The organism is Methylobacterium guangdongense (assembly GCF_038442355.1).
GTDB classification, from domain to species: domain Bacteria; phylum Pseudomonadota; class Alphaproteobacteria; order Rhizobiales; family Beijerinckiaceae; genus Methylobacterium; species Methylobacterium guangdongense.
In genome coordinates, this window is record NZ_JBBXMX010000018.1 from 66,464 (window position 1) to 82,564 (window position 16,101).

Below are 16,101 nucleotides of genomic sequence, written 5' to 3' on the forward strand. Positions count from 1 at the left end.
GCGCGTCGCGCTCACCCCGACCGCCATGGCGGGCCGTCATGGTGAGCGCGGCGAAGATAACAAGGGAGGGTTGGATGGCGCAGACCATCGGGTTCATCGGTCTCGGCAACATGGGCGGCCCCATGGCGGCCAACCTTGTGAAGGCCGGCCATACGGTGCGCGGCTTCGATCTGGTGCCGGCCTCGCTGGAGACGGCCCGCGCAGGCGGCATTGCAGTGGCGGACTCGGCCCTGGCCTCGGTCGAGGGCGCGGATGTCGTGATCACCATGCTGCCCGCCGGGCGGCACGTGATCGAGGTCTGGACCCAGCTCGCCGAGGCGCTGCCGGCCGGCACCCTGCTGATCGATTCCTCGACCGTCGATGTCGAGAGCGCCCGCAAGGCCCACGCCCTCGCGGAGGCCCGGGGCTGCCTGTCGGTCGACGCGCCGGTCTCCGGCGGAACCGGGGGCGCGAAGGCCGGCACGCTGACCTTCATGGCCGGCGGCACGGACGCCGCCTTCGCCAAGGCCGAGCCCCTGCTGAAGGCGATGGGCAAGAACGTGTTCCATTGCGGCGATGCCGGCGCCGGGCAGGCGGCCAAGATCTGCAACAACATGATCCTCGGCATCTCGATGATCGGCGTCAGCGAGGCCTTCGCGCTCGGCGAAAAGCTCGGCCTGTCGCATCAGGCGCTCTACGACGTGGCCTCGGTCTCCTCGGGCCAGTGCTGGTCGCTGACCACCTATTGCCCGGTGCCGGGCCCGGTGCCGACCTCGCCGGCCAACAACGGCTACAAGCCGGGCTTCGCCGCCGCCCTCATGCTCAAGGACCTCCGGCTCGCCCAGGCCGCAGCCCTCGCCTCCGGCGCCGCGACGCCGCTCGGCGCCGAAGCCGCACAGATCTATGGCCTGTTCGAGGGCGCCGGCCACGGGGGAGAGGACTTTTCCGCGATCATCCGTATGCTCCGCGGGCAGGGAGGCGAGTCGTGAGCGACCCATACGAGACGATCCTGACGGAGACGCGCGGCCGCGTCCGGCTGATCACGCTGAACCGGCCGAAGGCGCTCAACGCCATCAATCTCCAGCTCACCCGGGAGGTGATCCGGGCGGCGACCGAGGCGGATGCCGATCCGGAGATCGGCTGCATCGTGCTGACCGGCTCCGCCAAGGCCTTCGCGGCCGGCGCCGACATCAAGGAGATGCAGCACGCCACCTACGCCGAGATGTACGCGGGCGACCGGTTCGGCGACTGGGAGCGGTTCACCGCCGTCCGCAAGCCGATCATCGCGGCGGTGGCGGGCTACGCGCTCGGCGGCGGCTGCGAGCTCGCCATGATGTGCGACATCATCCTGGCCGCCGACACGGCGCAGTTCGGCCAGCCGGAAATCAAGCTCGGCGTGATGCCGGGGATCGGCGGCAGCCAGCGGCTGACCCGCTTCGTGGGGAAGGCGAAGGCCATGGAGATGTGCCTCACCGGCCGGATGATGGACGCCGCCGAGGCGGAGCGCGCCGGCCTCGTCTCCCGCGTCATCGCCGCCGACCAGCTCCTCGACGAGGCCCTGAAGGCGGCCGAGACGATCGGGTCGATGTCGCTGCCGATCGCCATGATGACCAAGGAGGCGGTCAACCGCGCCTACGAGACGACGCTCGCCGAGGGCATCCGCTTCGAGCGGCGGGTCTTCCATGCCATGTTCGCCACCAAGGATCAGAAGGAGGGCATGGCCGCCTTCGTGGAGAAGCGGCCGCCCCGGTTCGAGAACACCTGAATGGGCAGAAGGCCATGGATGTCCTGGACCACGATTCGGAACACCGGTTCGAGATGGCCTTCCCCCGCGCGATCGTCGCCCAGAAGGCGCGGGGCCGCGAGGAGACCATCAACGAGCACTTGGTGAAGTTGCTGGCCTTCGAGGTGGCGCCGGAGACGCGGGCGGTCTGGTGGAAGGAGTTGGCGCGCCATTTTCGCTTCCTGGCTGCCCTGCGGGTCAAGCCGGGGGCCAGCCTGATCCCCGCGCGGGACTGGTGGACGTGGCTCTATGCCGACCCGTTCGAACACAACGAAGCCGGCTACACGGCTGGCCTGATCGCGCTGAACGCCGACGATTTTACCCGCAACGGCCGCAGCGTCGGGGCGATTGCCGGGCAGATCCGTGACTTCCACGCCGGCATGGTCCAGCGCCTCGGGCGCGGCGAAGCCGGCGAGGACCTGATCCCGGCCTGAAGAAGCCGGGACAGGAGAGGCAACGACGAGGAGGGGGAACGACCATGCCGAGCTTCCAGGAGGCCCGCGATCTGCTGCTGGCCCATCGCACCGATTACGCCGCCGCCGTCTCGGCCTTCGCGTGGCCCGAGCCGGTGCCGTTCAACTGGGCGCTCGACTGGTTCGACGCCGTGCTGGCCGGCCCGGAGAGCCGCGACCGGGCGGCGCTGCGGATCGTCGAGGCCGCCAGCGGCGCCGAGCAGAGCTTCTCGTTCGGTGACCTCGCCCGGCGCTCCAATCAGGTGGCCAACCACCTGCGGCAGCTCGGCCTCAAGCGCGGCGACCATCTGCTCCTGCTGCTCGGCAACGTCCCGGCCTTGTGGGAGACCATGCTGGCGGCGATGAAGCTCGGCGCCGTGGTCATCCCGGCGACCACCCTGCTGACCGCCGACGAACTGTCCGACCGCCTGGCCCGCGGGCGCCCCCGGGCGATCGTCGCCGGGCCGGAGCAGATCGCGCGGTTCGCGGGCCTCGACACGGGCGGTGCCATCCGCCTCGTCACGGGCGCCGCCCAGGCGGGCTGGGGCGCCTACGACGACGCCTTCGGCACCCCGGACAGCTTCGCGCCCGACGGGGAGACCGGGGCCGACGACCCGCTGCTCCTCTACTTCACCTCCGGCACGACGGCGAAGCCGAAGCTGGTGCGCCACAGCCACCGCTCCTATCCGGTGGGCGCGCTCTCGACCATGTACTGGCTCGGGCTCCGGCCCGGGGACGTTCACTGCAACGTCTCCTCGCCGGGCTGGGCGAAGCACGCGTGGTCGTCGTTCTTCGCGCCCTGGAACGCCGGGGCGACCATCCTGGTGATCAACCAAGCGCCGTTCAACGCTGCTGCCCTGCTGAGCCAGCTGGAGCGCACCGGTGCGACCACGCTCTGCGCGCCGCCGACCGTCTGGCGCATGATCATCCAGGAGGATCTGACCGGCCGGAACCTCGCCCTGCGCGAGGTCTGCGCGGCCGGCGAGCCCCTGAACCCGGAGGTGATCGAGCGCGTGAAGACCGCCTGGGGCCTCACGATCCGAGACGGCTACGGCCAGACCGAGACCACGGCACTCATGGCTAACACCCCCGGCCAGCCGGTGGTGCCGGGCGCGCTGGGCCGGCCCCTGCCGGGCTACCGGGTCCGCGTCCTCGACGCCGACGGCCAGCCGGCCCAGGAGGGCGAGGTCTGCCTGGAACTCGGTGCACATCGCCCGGCGGGCCTGATGCAGGGCTACGACGACGGCCAGGGCCACCTGTCGGGGGCGGAGGGCGACCTGTACCACACCGGCGACGTGGCCTTCGTCGACGGCGAGGGCTGCTACACCTTCGTGGGCCGGGCCGACGACGTATTCAAATCCTCCGGCTACCGGATCAGCCCGTTCGAGCTGGAGAGCGTGCTGATCGAGCACCCGGCGGTGGCCGAGGCCGCGGTGGTCCCGGTGCCGGACCCGATGCGCCACACGATCCCGAAGGCCTACGTGTCGCTGGTGGCCGGCGCCTCCGCGGGGCCCGAGACGGCCCTCGACATCTTCCGCTTCACCAACGCGCGGCTCGCGACGTTCAAGCGCCTGCGCGGGCTCGAGTTCGTGACCGATCTGCCCAAGACGATCTCGGGCAAGATCCGCCGGGTGCAGCTGCGCCGGCTGGAGCATGAAGGGGTCACCGAGGATCCGCACCGGGGGCGGGCCTACACGCAGGCGGATTTTCCGGAGCTGAAGGGCGAGGCGGAGCGCAAGCTCGACCAGACGGCGGGGTGAGGCGGCGACCCTTGCCGGCGCGTCTCGGGGCGCTCAAATCATGAGGATCGGAACGCTCGAGAATCAGGGCCGATGGCCGAGACCTCTACGCCGGACTCGCTCGATCTTGCTGAGCAGATCACACGGGTCTTCCGTGTGATGGACGAGTCACAAAAATTCGTCGCTGAGCAGAAGAAGCTGATGGCCGAAGCTGCGAAGCTCGAGCGGGACCGGGCGCTTGCCCCGTGGCAGGTCGCCCTGGCCGGGATGACGGCGGGTGCTGCCTTCTTCGGAGCCGGCGTCGCCTTCGTGAAGCTCCTCGGCCCTTGAACGAACGGTCAAGGTTTCCGCTTCGCGAAGCCGAACCCGCGGATTTGCCGAGCTTCCCAAGCCACCCGTCGACGCTGTCGCGCAGGACCCGGGGCCCGGCGGCAGATCGATAAAATTGCGCGCATCGCCTTCAGCGCCGCGGAGGCTCTGCGGCGCAATCCTGGCCTCAACAACGGGGACGGGTTCGATGCGCGCGGGGTTTCTCAGGACGGTTCGGGGGGCGCTGGCGGGCGCGGCGGCGCTGCTCGGTCTCGCCGCCACCGCCGAGGCGCAGACGCTCGCCAGCCTGCCCACGGAGGCCGGCGCCACGACTTTGGGCGATGCGAAGCCGATCGCGGCGTGGGTGACGTTCTGCCAGTCCTACGCGGCCGAGTGCGCGGTGGACCGGACCGAGCCCGCCCGCATCAGCCTGACGCCCGCCACCTGGGCGACGATCGTGTCGGTCAACCGCCGGGTCAACAAGGCCGTCGAGCCGATGACCGATCAGGACCACCTGCACGTGGCCGATCGCTGGGATCTGGCCGAGGACGGCATCGGCGACTGCGAGGATTTCCAGCTGCTCAAGCGCCACCTGCTGGTCCAGGCCGGCCTGCCGCGCCGGGCGATGCGCATGACCGTGGTGATCGACGAGAAGGGCGAGGGCCACGCGGTGCTGACCCTGATCACCGACCGGGGCGATCTGGTGCTCGACAACAAGACCAGCGCAATCCTGCCCTGGCACAGGACCGGCTACGTGTTCATCAAGCGCGAGAGCCAGGATGCGGTCGCCTGGGTATCGCTCGGCGGCGTCACATCCCCCGTCACCACCGCGAACCGCTGACGCCAGGACCACGGGGAGCGCCCGGCGGCCTCAGGGACCGGCTCGCGCGGGCCGAAACCGGGCCGAAGCTTCTGCTGCGGGATAGGGACGACGTTAACCGCACGCTAACCGCATCGGCACACTCTGCCCGGGTCGGAGTGCCTGAACGATGCCGCAAGCCCGCCTCGTAGCGCCGGTCCCGTTCCTGATCACCGTGCTTCTGGTTGCCATCGCCTGCCCGGCGCAGGCCGATGCCGGGGCCGCGTCACGTCACACGATCTGGCGCGATTGCCTCGCCCGCAACTTCAAGGTCCAGGCCGCGCTGACGGCACGGGATCTCGCCGCGGACGCCGCCTTTCAGGCCTGCCGGGCTCCCGAGGAGGCCTATCTCGCCGCCCTGACGGGCTCTCCACTCCTCGATGAGGAAGACGTCGCCCGCGCAGGGCCGCTGCTGGCCGGCCGAATCCGTGCGTGGCTCATCAGCAATCCCGGGTAAGCCGACGGGATACTGCCCGGGGGGCGATGCCGGTCGCGTTGCGACCGAAAACAGCGCCCAACCTCGAGTCTGTTGCGCGCACGGTACGCTCACACCCCACAGGCGCAACAGCTTCGAACGTTGGCGATCCTCTGCTCAGGCGATCCGTAGGCCGCCTTCCACGTGCCGTAGGCTCGCCAGTGCCGGATCCACTGCCGGACGTAGTGCCGGCCGTTCGGCGCGGCCGCCAGCTGGTGGGCCGCCCAGCAATCGGCCAGCTTCGTGGATCGCTTGTGAATCGCCAGCTGGCCGTAGGCTTGGACAAGATAGAAATGACTCGCATCGGAAACTTGCGTGTCGGCAATCGCGGCGCGCGATGGGCAATAGAAGATGCCATCTGAAACGACCAGAGCGATTTCACCTTCTGTCATCGAGCAGTTGTTTGTCACCGTAACATCGACAACCTCCCCAAAAGGGCTCCATTGTGCAACGGATGCGCCAATAAAAGAGGTATAAATGATAGACAAATGAATAAAAAATCGGAATTTGATCATAATAGGAGGTGAACCTCGGCTCGCGATAGCTGTCCGACGATAATGCCGAGTCGTCCTACTCTGACAAGAGATATCGCGCCGCTCCAAGCGAACCTTGCGCGGGGGCGTTATACGACCGATGCACCGGGACGGTCCGATCGGCCGCAGGGCGCATGCCATTGCTGCGCGGCTGTCGATCGGCATCGGCGTCTCGAACCGAATGCGCCCGGGCGGGACGGCCGTGATTGCACGGGGTCGGCGCGCGTCGGATCGTGGCCGGCGCTACGCCTTCAGCCGGGCCTTGATCCGCTGCGTGAGCCCGTCGCGGACATCCCGATAGGCGTCGAGCCGTTGCTCGCGCGAGGCCTCCTGCACCAGCGTCGGATCGGGGGTCGGCCAGTACTCGACATCGGCCGCGAGGGTGTGGGTCAGGTCGAGGGCCCGGTGATGGGCCTCCGGCGAGAGGGTGATGATCAGATCGAAGTTCAGCCCCTCCCAGTCCTCCAGTTCCTCGACCGTGCGCGGGCGATGGCGGCTCGCGTCGATCCCGATCTCGTCGAGGGCCGCGATCATGAAGGGGTCTGTCGGCTCGCCGGAGCGGACCCCGGCCGATTGCACGTAGGTGGATTTGCCGAAATAGGCGCGCGCGATCGCCTCCGCGGCCGCCGAGCGCACCGCGTTGTAGTTGCACATGAACAGGACGGACTGCACCCGCCGCTTCTTCGGAGTGCTCTCGGGAGGGCTCGCGGGGGTGAGCTCGGGAAGGGGCTCCGCCATCGACGGTCGGCGCGGAAGGCGCCTCAGCCCTTCCAGTGCAGGGCGAAGATCAGGGTGAACAGGCGGCGCGCCGTGTCGTGGTCGAGGTCGACCTTGCCTTCGAGCCGCTGCTTGAGCGTCTCGGACGCTTCGTTGTGCAGGCCCCGCCGGCCCATGTCGATCGCCTCGATCTGCGAGGGGGAGGCGGTGCGGATCGCGTTGTAGTAGCTCTCGCAGATCATCTCGTAGTCGAGGATCACCCGCCGGAACGGCGTCAGCGACAGCAGGTGCGTCATCACCGGCTCGCCGTCCACGGTGCTGATCGCGAACGAGAGCTTGTTCTCCACGAGGCCCAGCGTCAGCGCGTAGGGACCCTCGCGGCCGGGGATGGTGAAGGAATTGTCCTCCAGGATGTCGAACAGCGCGATCGCGCGCTCGTGCTCCTGATCCGGATTGCCGCGGGCGATGGAGGCCTCGTCGAGGCTCACCTTCGCGAGGCGGTTCGGCCCACGCTGCTTCTCCGCCATCCCCATCCCCTTACAGGTTCAACCGGATCGCGACGGAGCGGGCATGCCCCTCCAGGCCCTCCGACCGGCCGAGGTTTATCGCCGCCGGGCCGAGCGCCCGCAAGCTCTCGGGCGTACAGGCGAGAATCGTGGTCCGCTTCATGAAATCCAGCACCCCGAGCCCGGAGGAGAACCGGGCCGAGCGGGCGGTGGGCAGGACGTGGTTGGGGCCGCCGACGTAGTCGCCGATCGCCTCTGGCGTGTGCGAGCCGAGGAAGATCGCGCCGGCATTGCGGATTTTCGCGGCCAGCGCCTCGGCGTCGTCCGTCTCGATCTCCAGATGCTCGGGGGCGAGCCGGTCGACGAGGGGCACCGCCTCGTCGAAATTTCGCACCCGCACGATGGCGCCGTAATCGCGCCAGCTCGCCCGGGCGATCTCGTGGCGGGGCAGGGTGGTCAGCGCGCGCTCGACCGCGGCTTCGGCCGCCTCGGCGAGATCGGCGCTGTCGGTGATCAGGATCGCCTGGGCGGCCACGTCGTGCTCGGCCTGGGCCAGGAGGTCGGCGGCGATCCAGTCCGGGTTGGCGTGGCCGTCGGCCAGGATCAGCACCTCGGACGGTCCGGCGATCATGTCGATGCCGACCTGCCCGAACACCCGGCGCTTGGCGGCCGCCACCCAGGCGTTGCCGGGCCCGACGATCTTGGCGACCGGTGCGATCGTGGCGGTGCCGTAGGCGAGCGCCGCCACCGCCTGGGCGCCGCCGACCCGGTAGATCTCGTGGACGCCGGCGCGCTGCGCGGCGGCGAGCACCAGCGGATTCATCTGGCCGTCCGGGGTCGGCACCACCATGACGACGCGCGGCACCCCGGCGACCCGGGCGGGCAGCGCGTTCATCAGCACGGAGGAGGGATAGCTCGCCGTCCCGCCCGGAACGTAGAGGCCGACCGATTCCAGCGCCGTCCAGCGCCAGCCGGCGGTGACCCCGAGCGCGTCGGTGGCGCGGTGGTCGGATGGCCGCTGGCCACGGTGAAAACTCTCGATCCGCTCCGCGGCGAGGTCCAGGGCGTCGAGGAGGTCGCGCGGGCAGGCCTCGACCGCCGCGGCGATCTCCGCCTCGGTCACCCGGAGATGCGCGGCGGTGAAGTCCGCGCCGAGCCGGTCGAAGCGCCGCGTATAGTCCACCAGGGCATCGTCGCCACTCTGGACGACGTGCCGGATGATGCCGCGCACGGCTTCATCGACATCCTCGGCGATCTCGCGCTTGACCGTGAGCAGCCGCGCGAAATCGGCGGCGAAATGCGGATCGCTGCTGTCGAGCCGGACCATCGGAAGTCTCCTCTCAGGCGGCCGTGTTGGGGGCCGCGTCCGGCCGATCGACCTCATGGCCGGGCCGCGTGGCCGCCTCCCAGACCGGGCCGAGATCCTTCATCCGGACTTCGATGCACTCGACCTCCAGGCGCACATCCACACCTCCGGAAAAGACGAGATCGATGACGCCCGAGGGCGCGTCCGTCGGCGTGAAGGTCAGGGCGAGCAGGCTCATGGGCATCGCGTCGTCGCGCCGGAGACCCCGCGTCTTCACGGCGAGCACGCGCTCGATGTGCAGCCCGGTCAGCCGCCGCCGGGGCGGCACGTCGGGCGTCCAGTCGAAGCGCCGCGCCACCATCAGGAACCGCTGCTCGTCCGCGAGATAGGTCAGATCCTCCGGCCGCAGGATCGCGTCCTGAAGGTGCGCGGAGATCACGGTCAGGTCCTCGGCGTCGAGGGCGGCGAGCCTGAGCAGCTCCATGAAGGGGTCCTTGGGGAACACGGGGTGCGTGGGCGTCCGGTGCGCGTACGCGAGGGGCGCGGCAGGGCGTAGGTAGCGGCACCGCCCCGTTCGGGCAACGGCCGCAACCGCGATCGCGGTCCGGCTGCGCCACAGGTTCGCGCCAGCCCGGGCGTGCAGGATCACCCGGCCGACGATTCGAGGCGGGACCGGGATGGGAATGCGCATCACGCACGCGGCCTTGGTCGGAACACTTGTGGCCGCCCTGACGCTGGGCCTCCCGCTTGCCGTCCCGGTGCGCGCGCAGATGGAGCCCCCGGCCAAGACCTACATGTACGGGGAGCCCGGACCGGGCCGCTACGAGTACGGGGCGCCCCGGCCGCACCACCGGCCGCCGCCGCCGCCGCCCGCGGACGACGACTGGAACCTGCCGCCTTTGCCGCCACCCCCGCCGCCGCCCTATGACGCGTACGATCGGCCACGGGACCGATGGCGGGGGCCCGAGGCGCGCCGCCGGTGGGACGACGCCGTCTGCGTCACATCCCGCGGCACGTGCGCGGCACCGCCCGGGCTGCCCAATACGCCGTGCGGCTGCGAGATCCCGGGCTTCGGTTACAAGCGCGGACTGATCGGCGATTGAGCTCTCAGGCGGCGTCGTCCTCCAGGCGGTAGGGGGCCGCCAGCAGCGCGATCGGCAGGTTCCAGGCCGCGCTGATCGCCCGGATCTGGCCGAGGCTCAGCGCCCGCTTCCGGTTCAGGATTTCCGACGCGCGCGCCCGCGAGCCGAGCAGGCTGGCGAGTTCGCTCTGGGAGCGGCCCATATCGGTGATGGCGAAGTGCAGGATCTCGATCGGATCGGCCGCGGGAATCGGGAAATGTTGCTCTTCGTAGGCGGCGATCAGGGTGAGAAGAACCTCGAACCGATCGCCGTCAGGGGTCCCCACGACGGGCTCCTGCGCGAAGTAGCGGTCGACCTCCGCGAGCGCCCACCCTGATCCGCGGGCGTGCGGATCGGCCTGATATCCGCGACCGGTCCTGCGTGCTGCGTCCGATTCGTGTCGCTCTGCATTATCTGATCTCCACCGTAAGTGGATCGATGGCATCATACTCACTGTGGGTGCCGATACACTTAACTTGGCATGCCTTTCATGTGTAAGATATCCTGACAATTAATCGGTATTTGTTGCCGCCGATGTCGAAAATAGCGCGATTGTCGCCAATGAAATCGACGGCGTTGCCGGGCGCCGATTTGATGTCGGCGGGACTTGCCCACGTCGCCTTCGTGACTTGATCATACCACGTCTTGAGCGGCACTTCCGGCCGGGGATACCGCTTCCAGAAGGCCACGAGGGCAGAGCGCGCGATGACGTTCACAGCCAAACTAGGCTGTTCCCAAAAAGGGAACAAGCCGTGTGACGCCTTGCTGGAATCAGACCGGCCTCAGGCCCGCACCCGCTCGATCTGCGCGCCGCAGCGGCCGAGCTTGGCCTCCAGCGCCTCGAAGCCGCGGTCGAGGTGATAGACCCGGTTGATCTGGGTCTCGCCCTCGGCGGCGAGGCCGGCGATCACCAGGGAGACGGAGGCGCGCAGGTCGGTGGCCATCACGGGGGCGCCCTTCAGCCGCTCCACGCCCTCGACCACCGCGAGGTCGCCGTCGAGCCGGATCTTCGCGCCGAGGCGGGCCAGCTCCTGCACGTGCATGAACCGGTTCTCGAAGATCGTCTCGCGGATATGCGACTGGCCCTTGGCGAGCGTCATCAGCGCCATGAACTGCGCCTGCAGGTCGGTGGGGAAGCCCGGATAGGGATCGGTGGTGACGTCGACGGCGGCGATGCCGGCGCCGTTGCGGCGGACCCGGATCCCGCCCTCGACCGAACTGATCTCGGCGCCCGTCGTGGACAGGATGTCGAGGGCCGCGTGCAGCAGGTCGGCTCGCGTATCCTGGAGCACCACGTCGCCGCCCGCCATCGCCACCGCCATGGCGTAGGTGCCGGTCTCGATCCGGTCGGGCAGCACCGCGTGGCGGGCGCCGCCGAGCCGGGCCACGCCCTCGATCTCGATATGGGGCGTGCCGGCGCCGCGGATCTTGGCGCCCATCTTGTTCAGGCACTCGGCGAGGTCGACCACCTCGGGCTCCCGGGCGGCGTTCTCGATCACCGTGGTGCCGTAGGCGAGGGAGGCCGCCATCAGCGCCACGTGGGTGCCGCCCACGGTGACCTTCGGGAAGGCGATCTCGGCCCCGCGCAGGCCGTTCTTCGTCCGGGCCACCACGTAGCCGGCATCGATCTCGATCTCGGCCCCGAGCTTCTCCAGGGCCATGATCAGCAGGTCCACCGGCCGGGTACCGATGGCGCAGCCGCCCGGCAGCGAGACTTTCGCCTCGCCGAACCGCGCGAGCAACGGCGCGACGACCCAGAAACTCGCCCGCATGGTCGAGACCAGCTCGTAGGGGGCGGTCGTGTCGATCACGTTCGAGGCGGTGAGCCGGATCGTCTGGCCGGTCTCGGTGGTCTGCCCGGGCCGCTTGCCCACCACCATGTGGTCGACGCCATGGTTGCCGAGGATCCGTGTCAGCGCCGCGATGTCGGCGAGGCGCGGCACGTTGATCAGCTCCAGCGTCTCGCCGGTGAGCAGGCTCGCGATCATCAGCGGCAGCGCCGCGTTCTTGGCGCCCGAGATCGGGATGACGCCGTTGAGCGGCGTGCCGCCGGTGATGTGGATGCGGTCCATGCTGTGTCCTTGGGGCGGCGCGCCTCAGGGCGCGCGACCGTGCTCCTCGTCGGCGCCGCGGCGCCCAGGCTTGACCGTTCCTATAGCCGGGATTTGTCGGAATCGGGACCGTCCGAATCGGTCTCGTTCCCGCGGGTCTGATCCGCGCCGGGCGCCGGCGCCGGCTCGGAGCGGCCGCGGACCTGTGCCTTCCGGCGACGCAGATTCTCCCGGAGCGCGGCCGCCAGGCGCGCCGCGCGCGTCTCCTTCGCGTCCGTCATCGCGCGACCCTTCGTCGCCGCAAGATCCGATCGAGGCCAGCGTCCGGACAGGCGCCGGTTTCGGAGGACGAGGATCGGCGGCTCAAGGAACTAACACCCTATTGAGGGGGACGAGAGTGCCGCAACGCTAGCGCGTTCGGGCGGCCCTCTCAACGGATGCAGGGCAGCGATGCCGGAACCTTACCTTGAACCAGTTCCAGATCCGCGCGTATCTTGCGCCCCTCACGCGAAGGACTGACCGAGGCCGTACCTCGATCGCGGGACTGAGGGCGCCGGAGGGTGCCGCCCGCGCGGCCGAACACGCGAAGGACGCTCGATGACCGTGACCCGGATGCCCAGCACGACGCTCGCCCCCACGGGATCGACGCGGGCCGGATCCGGCTACGAGCGCTATTTTCGCGGTGCGCTCGATCAGCTCCACGGCGAGCGGCGCTACCGGGTCTTCGCCGATATCGAGCGTATTTCCGGCCGCTTCCCGACCGCGAAGTGGCGCCAACCGGACGGCAAGACCGCCGAGATCACCGTGTGGTGCTCCAACGACTATCTCGGCATGGGCCAGCACAAGGAGGTGGTGGCCGCCATGACCGAGACCGCCGCCCGCTGCGGCGTCGGCGCCGGCGGCACGCGCAACATCGCCGGCAACAACTCGCCGCTGGTCGATCTCGAGCGCGAACTGGCCGACCTGCACGGCAAGGAGGCGGGCCTCGTCTTCACGTCCGGCTACGTCTCGAACCAGGCCGGCATCTCGACCATTGCCAAACTGATCCCGGACTGCCTGATCCTGTCGGACGCCTTCAACCACAACTCGATGATCGAGGGCGTGCGCCATTCCGGCTGCGAGAAGAAGATCTTTCGCCACAACGACCTCCAGCACCTGGAGGCGCTGCTGCGCGAGGCCGGCGACCGGCCGAAGCTGATCGTGTTCGAGTCGGTCTATTCGATGGACGGCGACGTGGCGCCGATCGGCGCGATCTGCGACCTCGCCGACCGCTACGGGGCGATGACCTATCTGGACGAGGTCCACGCGGTCGGCCTGTACGGGGAGCGCGGCGCCGGCATCGCCGAGCGCGACGGGGTGATGCACCGGGTCGACGTGATCGAGGGCACGCTGGCCAAGGGGTTCGGCTGCGTCGGCGGCTACATCACGGCCTCGGCGGCGATCTGCGACGCGGTGCGCAGCTTCGCCCCGGGCTTCATCTTCACGACCGCGCTGCCGCCGGCTGTTGCGGCGGCGGCCCGGGCCTCGGTGCGCTACCTCAAGCGCTCGAGCGTCGAGCGGGAGGCGCACCAGCGCCAGGCGGGGGCCACCAAGGCGGCGCTCAGCGCGGCGGGCCTGCCGGTGCTGGAGACCGAGACCCACATCGTGCCGGTGATGGTGGGCGACGCCGAACTGTGCAAGGCGGCGGCGGATCACCTGCTGGAGCACCACGGCATCTACATCCAGCCGATCAACTATCCGACCGTGCCGCGCGGCACCGAGCGCCTGCGGATCACGCCCTCGCCGTTCCACGACGCCACGCATATCGAGCGCTTGGCTGCGGCGCTGACCGAAACCTGGGAGACGCTGGACCTACCGCGGGCCGGGACTGTGTTCGTCGAGGCGGCGGAGTAGGGCGCACGGCGCTCTCCGCGCGTCTCCCTCTCATCGCAGAGGGCTACGATAGTCACGCTTCGCGGGCCAGAGCGCGCTCTCCTCCCCCTTGCGGGGAGGAGTTGGAGGTGGGGGTGGTTCAGGATCGAGTGTTGCGGTGCCTCCTGCACCACCCCCACCCCTGACCCCTCCCCGCAAGGGGGAGGGGAAAGCCGCTCTGTTCTCATCGTGTTGGTGCCAGACGGAAACGTGTGAATCCCGGGCCCTCAGGTGTGGAGGGGAGCCGTGATGCGCTCAGCGCCGTTGCCGGCATCCCCCCATCTCCCGCCCCCATCTCGTCTTTTCCGGCGCCGGCCTGTAACGACGGCGCCAACCCGTCCTCGCGAAAAGTCCCGAACGATGATCTCCTCACCCCTCATGACCGTGATGGTCGATGCCGTGCGCAAGGCCGCCCGCGGCCTGCGCCGCGACTTCGGTGAGGTCGAGAACCTCCAGGTCTCGCGCAAAGGCCCCGGCGACTTCGTCTCGGCGGCCGATCGCAAGGCCGAGGAGGTGGTGCGCGACGGGCTCATGAAGGCGCGCCCCGGCTACAGCCTCGTGCTGGAGGAGAACGGCCTCATCGAGGGCACCGACAAGAGCCACACGTGGCATGTCGATCCCCTCGACGGCACGTCGAACTTCCTGCACGGCGTGCCCCACTTCGCCGTCTCGGTCGGCCTGGAGCGCGAGGGCCAGATCGTGGCCGGCGTGATCTTCGATCCGATCAAGGACGAGCTGTTCGTCGCCGAGCGCGGTAAGGGCGCCTATCTCAACAACCGGCGCCTGCGCGTCTCCGGCCGTCAGGACATGGCCGATGCGCTGGTCGGCTACGGCACGCCCTATCTCGGCCGGGGCAGCCATCCGCGCCTGCTGCGCGAGCTCGGCGCCGTGATGGCGGTGGCGGGCGGTACCCGCCGGATGGGCTCGGCGGCCCTCGACATGGCCTATGTCGCCTGCGGGCGCCTCGACGCCTACTGGGAGCGCGACCTCCAGACGTACGATTTCGCCGCCGGCGTGATCCTGGTGCGCGAGGCCGGCGGGTTCGTGAGTTCGGCGGACGGCGCGGCCGAGCCGCTGGCCCCCCGCTCGGTGGCCTGCGGCAACGAGGGGCTGCACCGGGAGCTCGTCGCCATCCTCAAGAAGGTCCAGGCGGCCTGAGCCGTCGTTCGGGCATCATTCCGAGAGCCGGTGACCGCCTCTCGGAATGATGCATGAAACTGGTCAGGGCGCCGGGCTTCTGCTTTAAGCCCGCGGTTCCTCACGGAAGGCCGAACGCATGGAAGCCCGCCGCCACGTCGCGCTGAAGGAATCGATCCGCTCGATTCCCGACTACCCGAAGCCCGGCATCATCTTCCGCGACATCACCACGCTGCTGAGCGACCCGCGCGCCTTCCGGCGGGCGGTGGACGCCCTGGTCCACCCCTATGCGGGCGGCCAGATCCAGCAGGTGGCCGGCATTGAGGCCCGGGGCTTCATTTTGGGCGGCGCCATCGCCCATCAGCTCTCCGCGGGCTTCGTGCCGATCCGCAAGAAGGGCAAGCTGCCGCACAAGACCGTCTCGATGGCCTACGCGCTGGAATACGGCACCGACGAGATCGAGATTCACGTCGACGCCGTGAAGCCCGGCGACAAGGTGCTGCTGGTCGACGACCTGATCGCCACGGGCGGCACCGCCACCGCGGCGGTGAACCTGCTGCAGAAGATCGGCGCCGAGATCGTGGCCGCCTGCTTCGTGATCGACCTGCCCGAGATCGGCGGCGCGCAGCGCCTGCGCGACATGGGCGTGGAGGTGCGCACCCTCATGCAGTTCGAGGGTCATTGAGGCCGGCGGGGAGAAATTCTGAGCCGCTGCGCGGCGCCTTGTGCGCTGGATCCCGGATCAGGTTCTGCTTTGCTCCACCGGTCCGGGAAACGATGGCGCCTGAGAGTGAAGCGCGGCGCCCTTTCCCGGGCGCATGCCGCGCCGGCGGAATGCGACCCGGGACTCAGCACCAGAATTGCCGCGTCGCGGCCCCGATCGAACGCCACAAAACGTTGACTTCGCCGGACCCATCCGCCATAAGCCCGCCACTCGCGACGTGGCGCCCCGCATGGGCGCCCTTCGTGTTTGCAGACAACCAGGACGCGTGAAGGTCGGGTGCAGCATCAGCTGCCCGCGAGCGCGCCTCGACCTTTGAAGGCTCTGTGCCATGAAGAGAACCTACCAGCCGAGCAAGCTCGTCCGTAAGCGCCGCCACGGTTTCCGCGCGCGCATGGCCACCGCCGGTGGCCGCAAGGTGATCGCGCGCCGCCGCGCCCACGGCCGCAAGAAGCTGTCGGCCTGAGGCCGGAGAGCCCCTCGCGGCCATGCCGCGGGGACT

21 protein-coding genes are annotated in these 16,101 nt (G+C 69.5%); 12 read left to right on the plus strand and 9 right to left on the minus strand.

Annotation, left to right across the window (positions count from 1 at the left end; translation table 11 throughout):
* The first annotated feature begins 74 nt into the window (after window positions 1-74).
* The 7 genes from mmsB to AAHG09_RS25275 all read left to right on the plus strand — a co-directional run bounded on the left by mmsB (window position 75) and on the right by AAHG09_RS25275 (window position 5,578).
* Window positions 75-968, plus strand: coding sequence for a 3-hydroxyisobutyrate dehydrogenase (gene mmsB, locus AAHG09_RS25245; RefSeq protein WP_342110248.1), 894 nt, complete (start codon window positions 75-77; stop codon window positions 966-968).
* The gene (locus AAHG09_RS25250; protein ID WP_342110249.1) at window positions 965-1,744 is read left to right on the plus strand and encodes an enoyl-CoA hydratase; all 780 of its coding nucleotides are present in this window, start codon (window positions 965-967) and stop codon (window positions 1,742-1,744) included. Before mmsB ends, AAHG09_RS25250 begins: the two co-directional genes overlap by 4 nt.
* A 14-nt stretch (window positions 1,745-1,758) precedes the next feature.
* Entirely contained in the window at window positions 1,759-2,196 is a 438-nt protein-coding gene (locus AAHG09_RS25255; protein ID WP_342110250.1) for a hypothetical protein, read from the plus strand.
* 44 nt (window positions 2,197-2,240) lie between these two features.
* Window positions 2,241-3,974: an AMP-binding protein gene (locus AAHG09_RS25260; protein ID WP_342110251.1), complete on the plus strand. Its 1,734-nt coding sequence runs from the start codon at window positions 2,241-2,243 to the stop codon at window positions 3,972-3,974.
* A 72-nt stretch (window positions 3,975-4,046) separates the two neighbouring features.
* Window positions 4,047-4,283: a hypothetical protein gene (locus AAHG09_RS25265; RefSeq protein WP_342110252.1), complete on the plus strand. Its 237-nt coding sequence runs from the start codon at window positions 4,047-4,049 to the stop codon at window positions 4,281-4,283.
* 187 nt (window positions 4,284-4,470) lie between these two features.
* Window positions 4,471-5,103, plus strand: coding sequence for a transglutaminase-like cysteine peptidase (locus tag AAHG09_RS25270; RefSeq protein ID WP_342110253.1), 633 nt, complete (start codon window positions 4,471-4,473; stop codon window positions 5,101-5,103).
* Between the two features lie 148 nt (window positions 5,104-5,251).
* Complete coding sequence (locus AAHG09_RS25275) at window positions 5,252-5,578, plus strand: hypothetical protein (protein ID WP_342110254.1); 327 nt, start codon at window positions 5,252-5,254, stop codon at window positions 5,576-5,578.
* An 89-nt stretch (window positions 5,579-5,667) separates the two neighbouring features.
* Here AAHG09_RS25275 and AAHG09_RS25280 read toward each other — a convergent pair whose 3' ends face one another.
* From AAHG09_RS25280 to AAHG09_RS25300, 5 genes are all read right to left on the minus strand, one after another.
* Window positions 5,668-6,111 carry a hypothetical protein gene (locus AAHG09_RS25280; RefSeq protein ID WP_342110255.1) on the minus strand — a complete coding sequence of 148 codons (444 nt, stop codon included), beginning with the start codon at window positions 6,109-6,111 and terminating at the stop codon, window positions 5,668-5,670.
* A gap of 261 nt (window positions 6,112-6,372) precedes the next feature.
* Window positions 6,373-6,867, minus strand: coding sequence for an arsenate-mycothiol transferase ArsC (locus AAHG09_RS25285; protein ID WP_342110256.1), 495 nt, complete (start codon window positions 6,865-6,867; stop codon window positions 6,373-6,375).
* A 23-nt stretch (window positions 6,868-6,890) separates the two neighbouring features.
* Window positions 6,891-7,373, minus strand: a complete 483-nt coding sequence (locus AAHG09_RS25290) for a UPF0262 family protein (protein WP_342110257.1) — start codon at window positions 7,371-7,373, stop codon at window positions 6,891-6,893.
* Between the two features lie 10 nt (window positions 7,374-7,383).
* Window positions 7,384-8,679, minus strand: coding sequence for a histidinol dehydrogenase (gene hisD / locus AAHG09_RS25295; RefSeq protein WP_342110258.1), 1,296 nt, complete (start codon window positions 8,677-8,679; stop codon window positions 7,384-7,386).
* A gap of 13 nt (window positions 8,680-8,692) precedes the next feature.
* Window positions 8,693-9,142 carry a DUF2948 family protein gene (locus AAHG09_RS25300; RefSeq protein WP_342110259.1) on the minus strand — a complete coding sequence of 150 codons (450 nt, stop codon included), beginning with the start codon at window positions 9,140-9,142 and terminating at the stop codon, window positions 8,693-8,695.
* A 199-nt stretch (window positions 9,143-9,341) separates the two neighbouring features.
* Here AAHG09_RS25300 and AAHG09_RS25305 point away from each other — a divergent pair, with 199 nt between their 5' ends.
* A complete protein-coding gene (locus tag AAHG09_RS25305; protein WP_342110260.1) occupies window positions 9,342-9,761 on the plus strand; it encodes a hypothetical protein in 420 nt (139 codons plus the stop codon).
* A 4-nt stretch (window positions 9,762-9,765) separates the two neighbouring features.
* On the opposite strand, the gene AAHG09_RS25310 is transcribed toward AAHG09_RS25305, so the two are convergent.
* The 4 genes from AAHG09_RS25310 to AAHG09_RS31990 all read right to left on the minus strand — a co-directional run bounded on the left by AAHG09_RS25310 (window position 9,766) and on the right by AAHG09_RS31990 (window position 12,111).
* The gene (locus AAHG09_RS25310) at window positions 9,766-10,065 is read right to left on the minus strand and encodes a helix-turn-helix domain-containing protein (RefSeq protein ID WP_342110261.1); all 300 of its coding nucleotides are present in this window, start codon (window positions 10,063-10,065) and stop codon (window positions 9,766-9,768) included.
* A 202-nt stretch (window positions 10,066-10,267) separates the two neighbouring features.
* The gene (locus AAHG09_RS25315) at window positions 10,268-10,495 is read right to left on the minus strand and encodes a type II toxin-antitoxin system HigB family toxin (RefSeq protein ID WP_412760092.1); all 228 of its coding nucleotides are present in this window, start codon (window positions 10,493-10,495) and stop codon (window positions 10,268-10,270) included.
* A 66-nt stretch (window positions 10,496-10,561) separates the two neighbouring features.
* The gene (murA, locus tag AAHG09_RS25320) at window positions 10,562-11,851 is read right to left on the minus strand and encodes a UDP-N-acetylglucosamine 1-carboxyvinyltransferase (RefSeq protein WP_342110262.1); all 1,290 of its coding nucleotides are present in this window, start codon (window positions 11,849-11,851) and stop codon (window positions 10,562-10,564) included.
* 80 nt (window positions 11,852-11,931) lie between these two features.
* Window positions 11,932-12,111, minus strand: a complete 180-nt coding sequence (locus tag AAHG09_RS31990; protein WP_412760089.1) for a hypothetical protein — start codon at window positions 12,109-12,111, stop codon at window positions 11,932-11,934.
* A gap of 316 nt (window positions 12,112-12,427) precedes the next feature.
* Here AAHG09_RS31990 and hemA point away from each other — a divergent pair, with 316 nt between their 5' ends.
* The 4 genes from hemA (at window position 12,428) to rpmH (ending at window position 16,065) form a co-directional block, all read left to right on the plus strand.
* On the plus strand, window positions 12,428-13,723 hold the full coding sequence (hemA, locus tag AAHG09_RS25325; protein ID WP_342110263.1) for a 5-aminolevulinate synthase: 1,296 nt from the start codon (window positions 12,428-12,430) through the stop codon (window positions 13,721-13,723).
* A 378-nt stretch (window positions 13,724-14,101) separates the two neighbouring features.
* Window positions 14,102-14,899 (plus strand): inositol monophosphatase family protein, encoded by a 798-nt coding sequence (locus tag AAHG09_RS25330; protein WP_342110264.1) that lies wholly within the window; start codon window positions 14,102-14,104, stop codon window positions 14,897-14,899.
* A gap of 118 nt (window positions 14,900-15,017) precedes the next feature.
* Complete coding sequence (locus AAHG09_RS25335) at window positions 15,018-15,563, plus strand: adenine phosphoribosyltransferase (protein WP_342110265.1); 546 nt, start codon at window positions 15,018-15,020, stop codon at window positions 15,561-15,563.
* Between the two features lie 367 nt (window positions 15,564-15,930).
* The gene (rpmH, locus tag AAHG09_RS25340) at window positions 15,931-16,065 is read left to right on the plus strand and encodes a 50S ribosomal protein L34 (RefSeq protein WP_039893469.1); all 135 of its coding nucleotides are present in this window, start codon (window positions 15,931-15,933) and stop codon (window positions 16,063-16,065) included.
* The last annotated feature ends 36 nt before the right edge of the window (window positions 16,066-16,101 follow it).

Excerpts from the sequence above, each read along its gene's own strand:
- AAHG09_RS25290 (WP_342110257.1), bottom strand. The coding sequence starts at position 7,373 with ATGGCGGAGAAGCAGCGTGGGCCGAACCGCCTCGCGAAGGTGAGCCTC.
- AAHG09_RS25275 (WP_342110254.1), top strand. The coding sequence starts at position 5,252 with ATGCCGCAAGCCCGCCTCGTAGCGCCGGTCCCGTTCCTGATCACCGTG.
- AAHG09_RS25305 (WP_342110260.1), top strand. The coding sequence starts at position 9,342 with ATGCGCATCACGCACGCGGCCTTGGTCGGAACACTTGTGGCCGCCCTG.
- murA (WP_342110262.1), bottom strand. The coding sequence starts at position 11,851 with ATGGACCGCATCCACATCACCGGCGGCACGCCGCTCAACGGCGTCATC.
- AAHG09_RS25265 (WP_342110252.1), top strand. The coding sequence starts at position 4,047 with ATGGCCGAGACCTCTACGCCGGACTCGCTCGATCTTGCTGAGCAGATC.
- AAHG09_RS25330 (WP_342110264.1), top strand. The coding sequence starts at position 14,102 with ATGATCTCCTCACCCCTCATGACCGTGATGGTCGATGCCGTGCGCAAG.
- AAHG09_RS25285 (WP_342110256.1), bottom strand. The coding sequence starts at position 6,867 with ATGGCGGAGCCCCTTCCCGAGCTCACCCCCGCGAGCCCTCCCGAGAGC.
- hemA (WP_342110263.1), top strand. The coding sequence starts at position 12,428 with ATGACCGTGACCCGGATGCCCAGCACGACGCTCGCCCCCACGGGATCG.
- AAHG09_RS25335 (WP_342110265.1), top strand. The coding sequence starts at position 15,018 with ATGGAAGCCCGCCGCCACGTCGCGCTGAAGGAATCGATCCGCTCGATT.
- AAHG09_RS25300 (WP_342110259.1), bottom strand. The coding sequence starts at position 9,142 with ATGGAGCTGCTCAGGCTCGCCGCCCTCGACGCCGAGGACCTGACCGTG.
- rpmH (WP_039893469.1), top strand. The coding sequence starts at position 15,931 with ATGAAGAGAACCTACCAGCCGAGCAAGCTCGTCCGTAAGCGCCGCCAC.
- AAHG09_RS25255 (WP_342110250.1), top strand. The coding sequence starts at position 1,759 with ATGGATGTCCTGGACCACGATTCGGAACACCGGTTCGAGATGGCCTTC.
- AAHG09_RS25280 (WP_342110255.1), bottom strand. The coding sequence starts at position 6,111 with ATGATCAAATTCCGATTTTTTATTCATTTGTCTATCATTTATACCTCT.
- AAHG09_RS25270 (WP_342110253.1), top strand. The coding sequence starts at position 4,471 with ATGCGCGCGGGGTTTCTCAGGACGGTTCGGGGGGCGCTGGCGGGCGCG.
- hisD (WP_342110258.1), bottom strand. The coding sequence starts at position 8,679 with ATGGTCCGGCTCGACAGCAGCGATCCGCATTTCGCCGCCGATTTCGCG.
- mmsB (WP_342110248.1), top strand. The coding sequence starts at position 75 with ATGGCGCAGACCATCGGGTTCATCGGTCTCGGCAACATGGGCGGCCCC.
- AAHG09_RS25260 (WP_342110251.1), top strand. The coding sequence starts at position 2,241 with ATGCCGAGCTTCCAGGAGGCCCGCGATCTGCTGCTGGCCCATCGCACC.
- AAHG09_RS31990 (WP_412760089.1), bottom strand. The coding sequence starts at position 12,111 with ATGACGGACGCGAAGGAGACGCGCGCGGCGCGCCTGGCGGCCGCGCTC.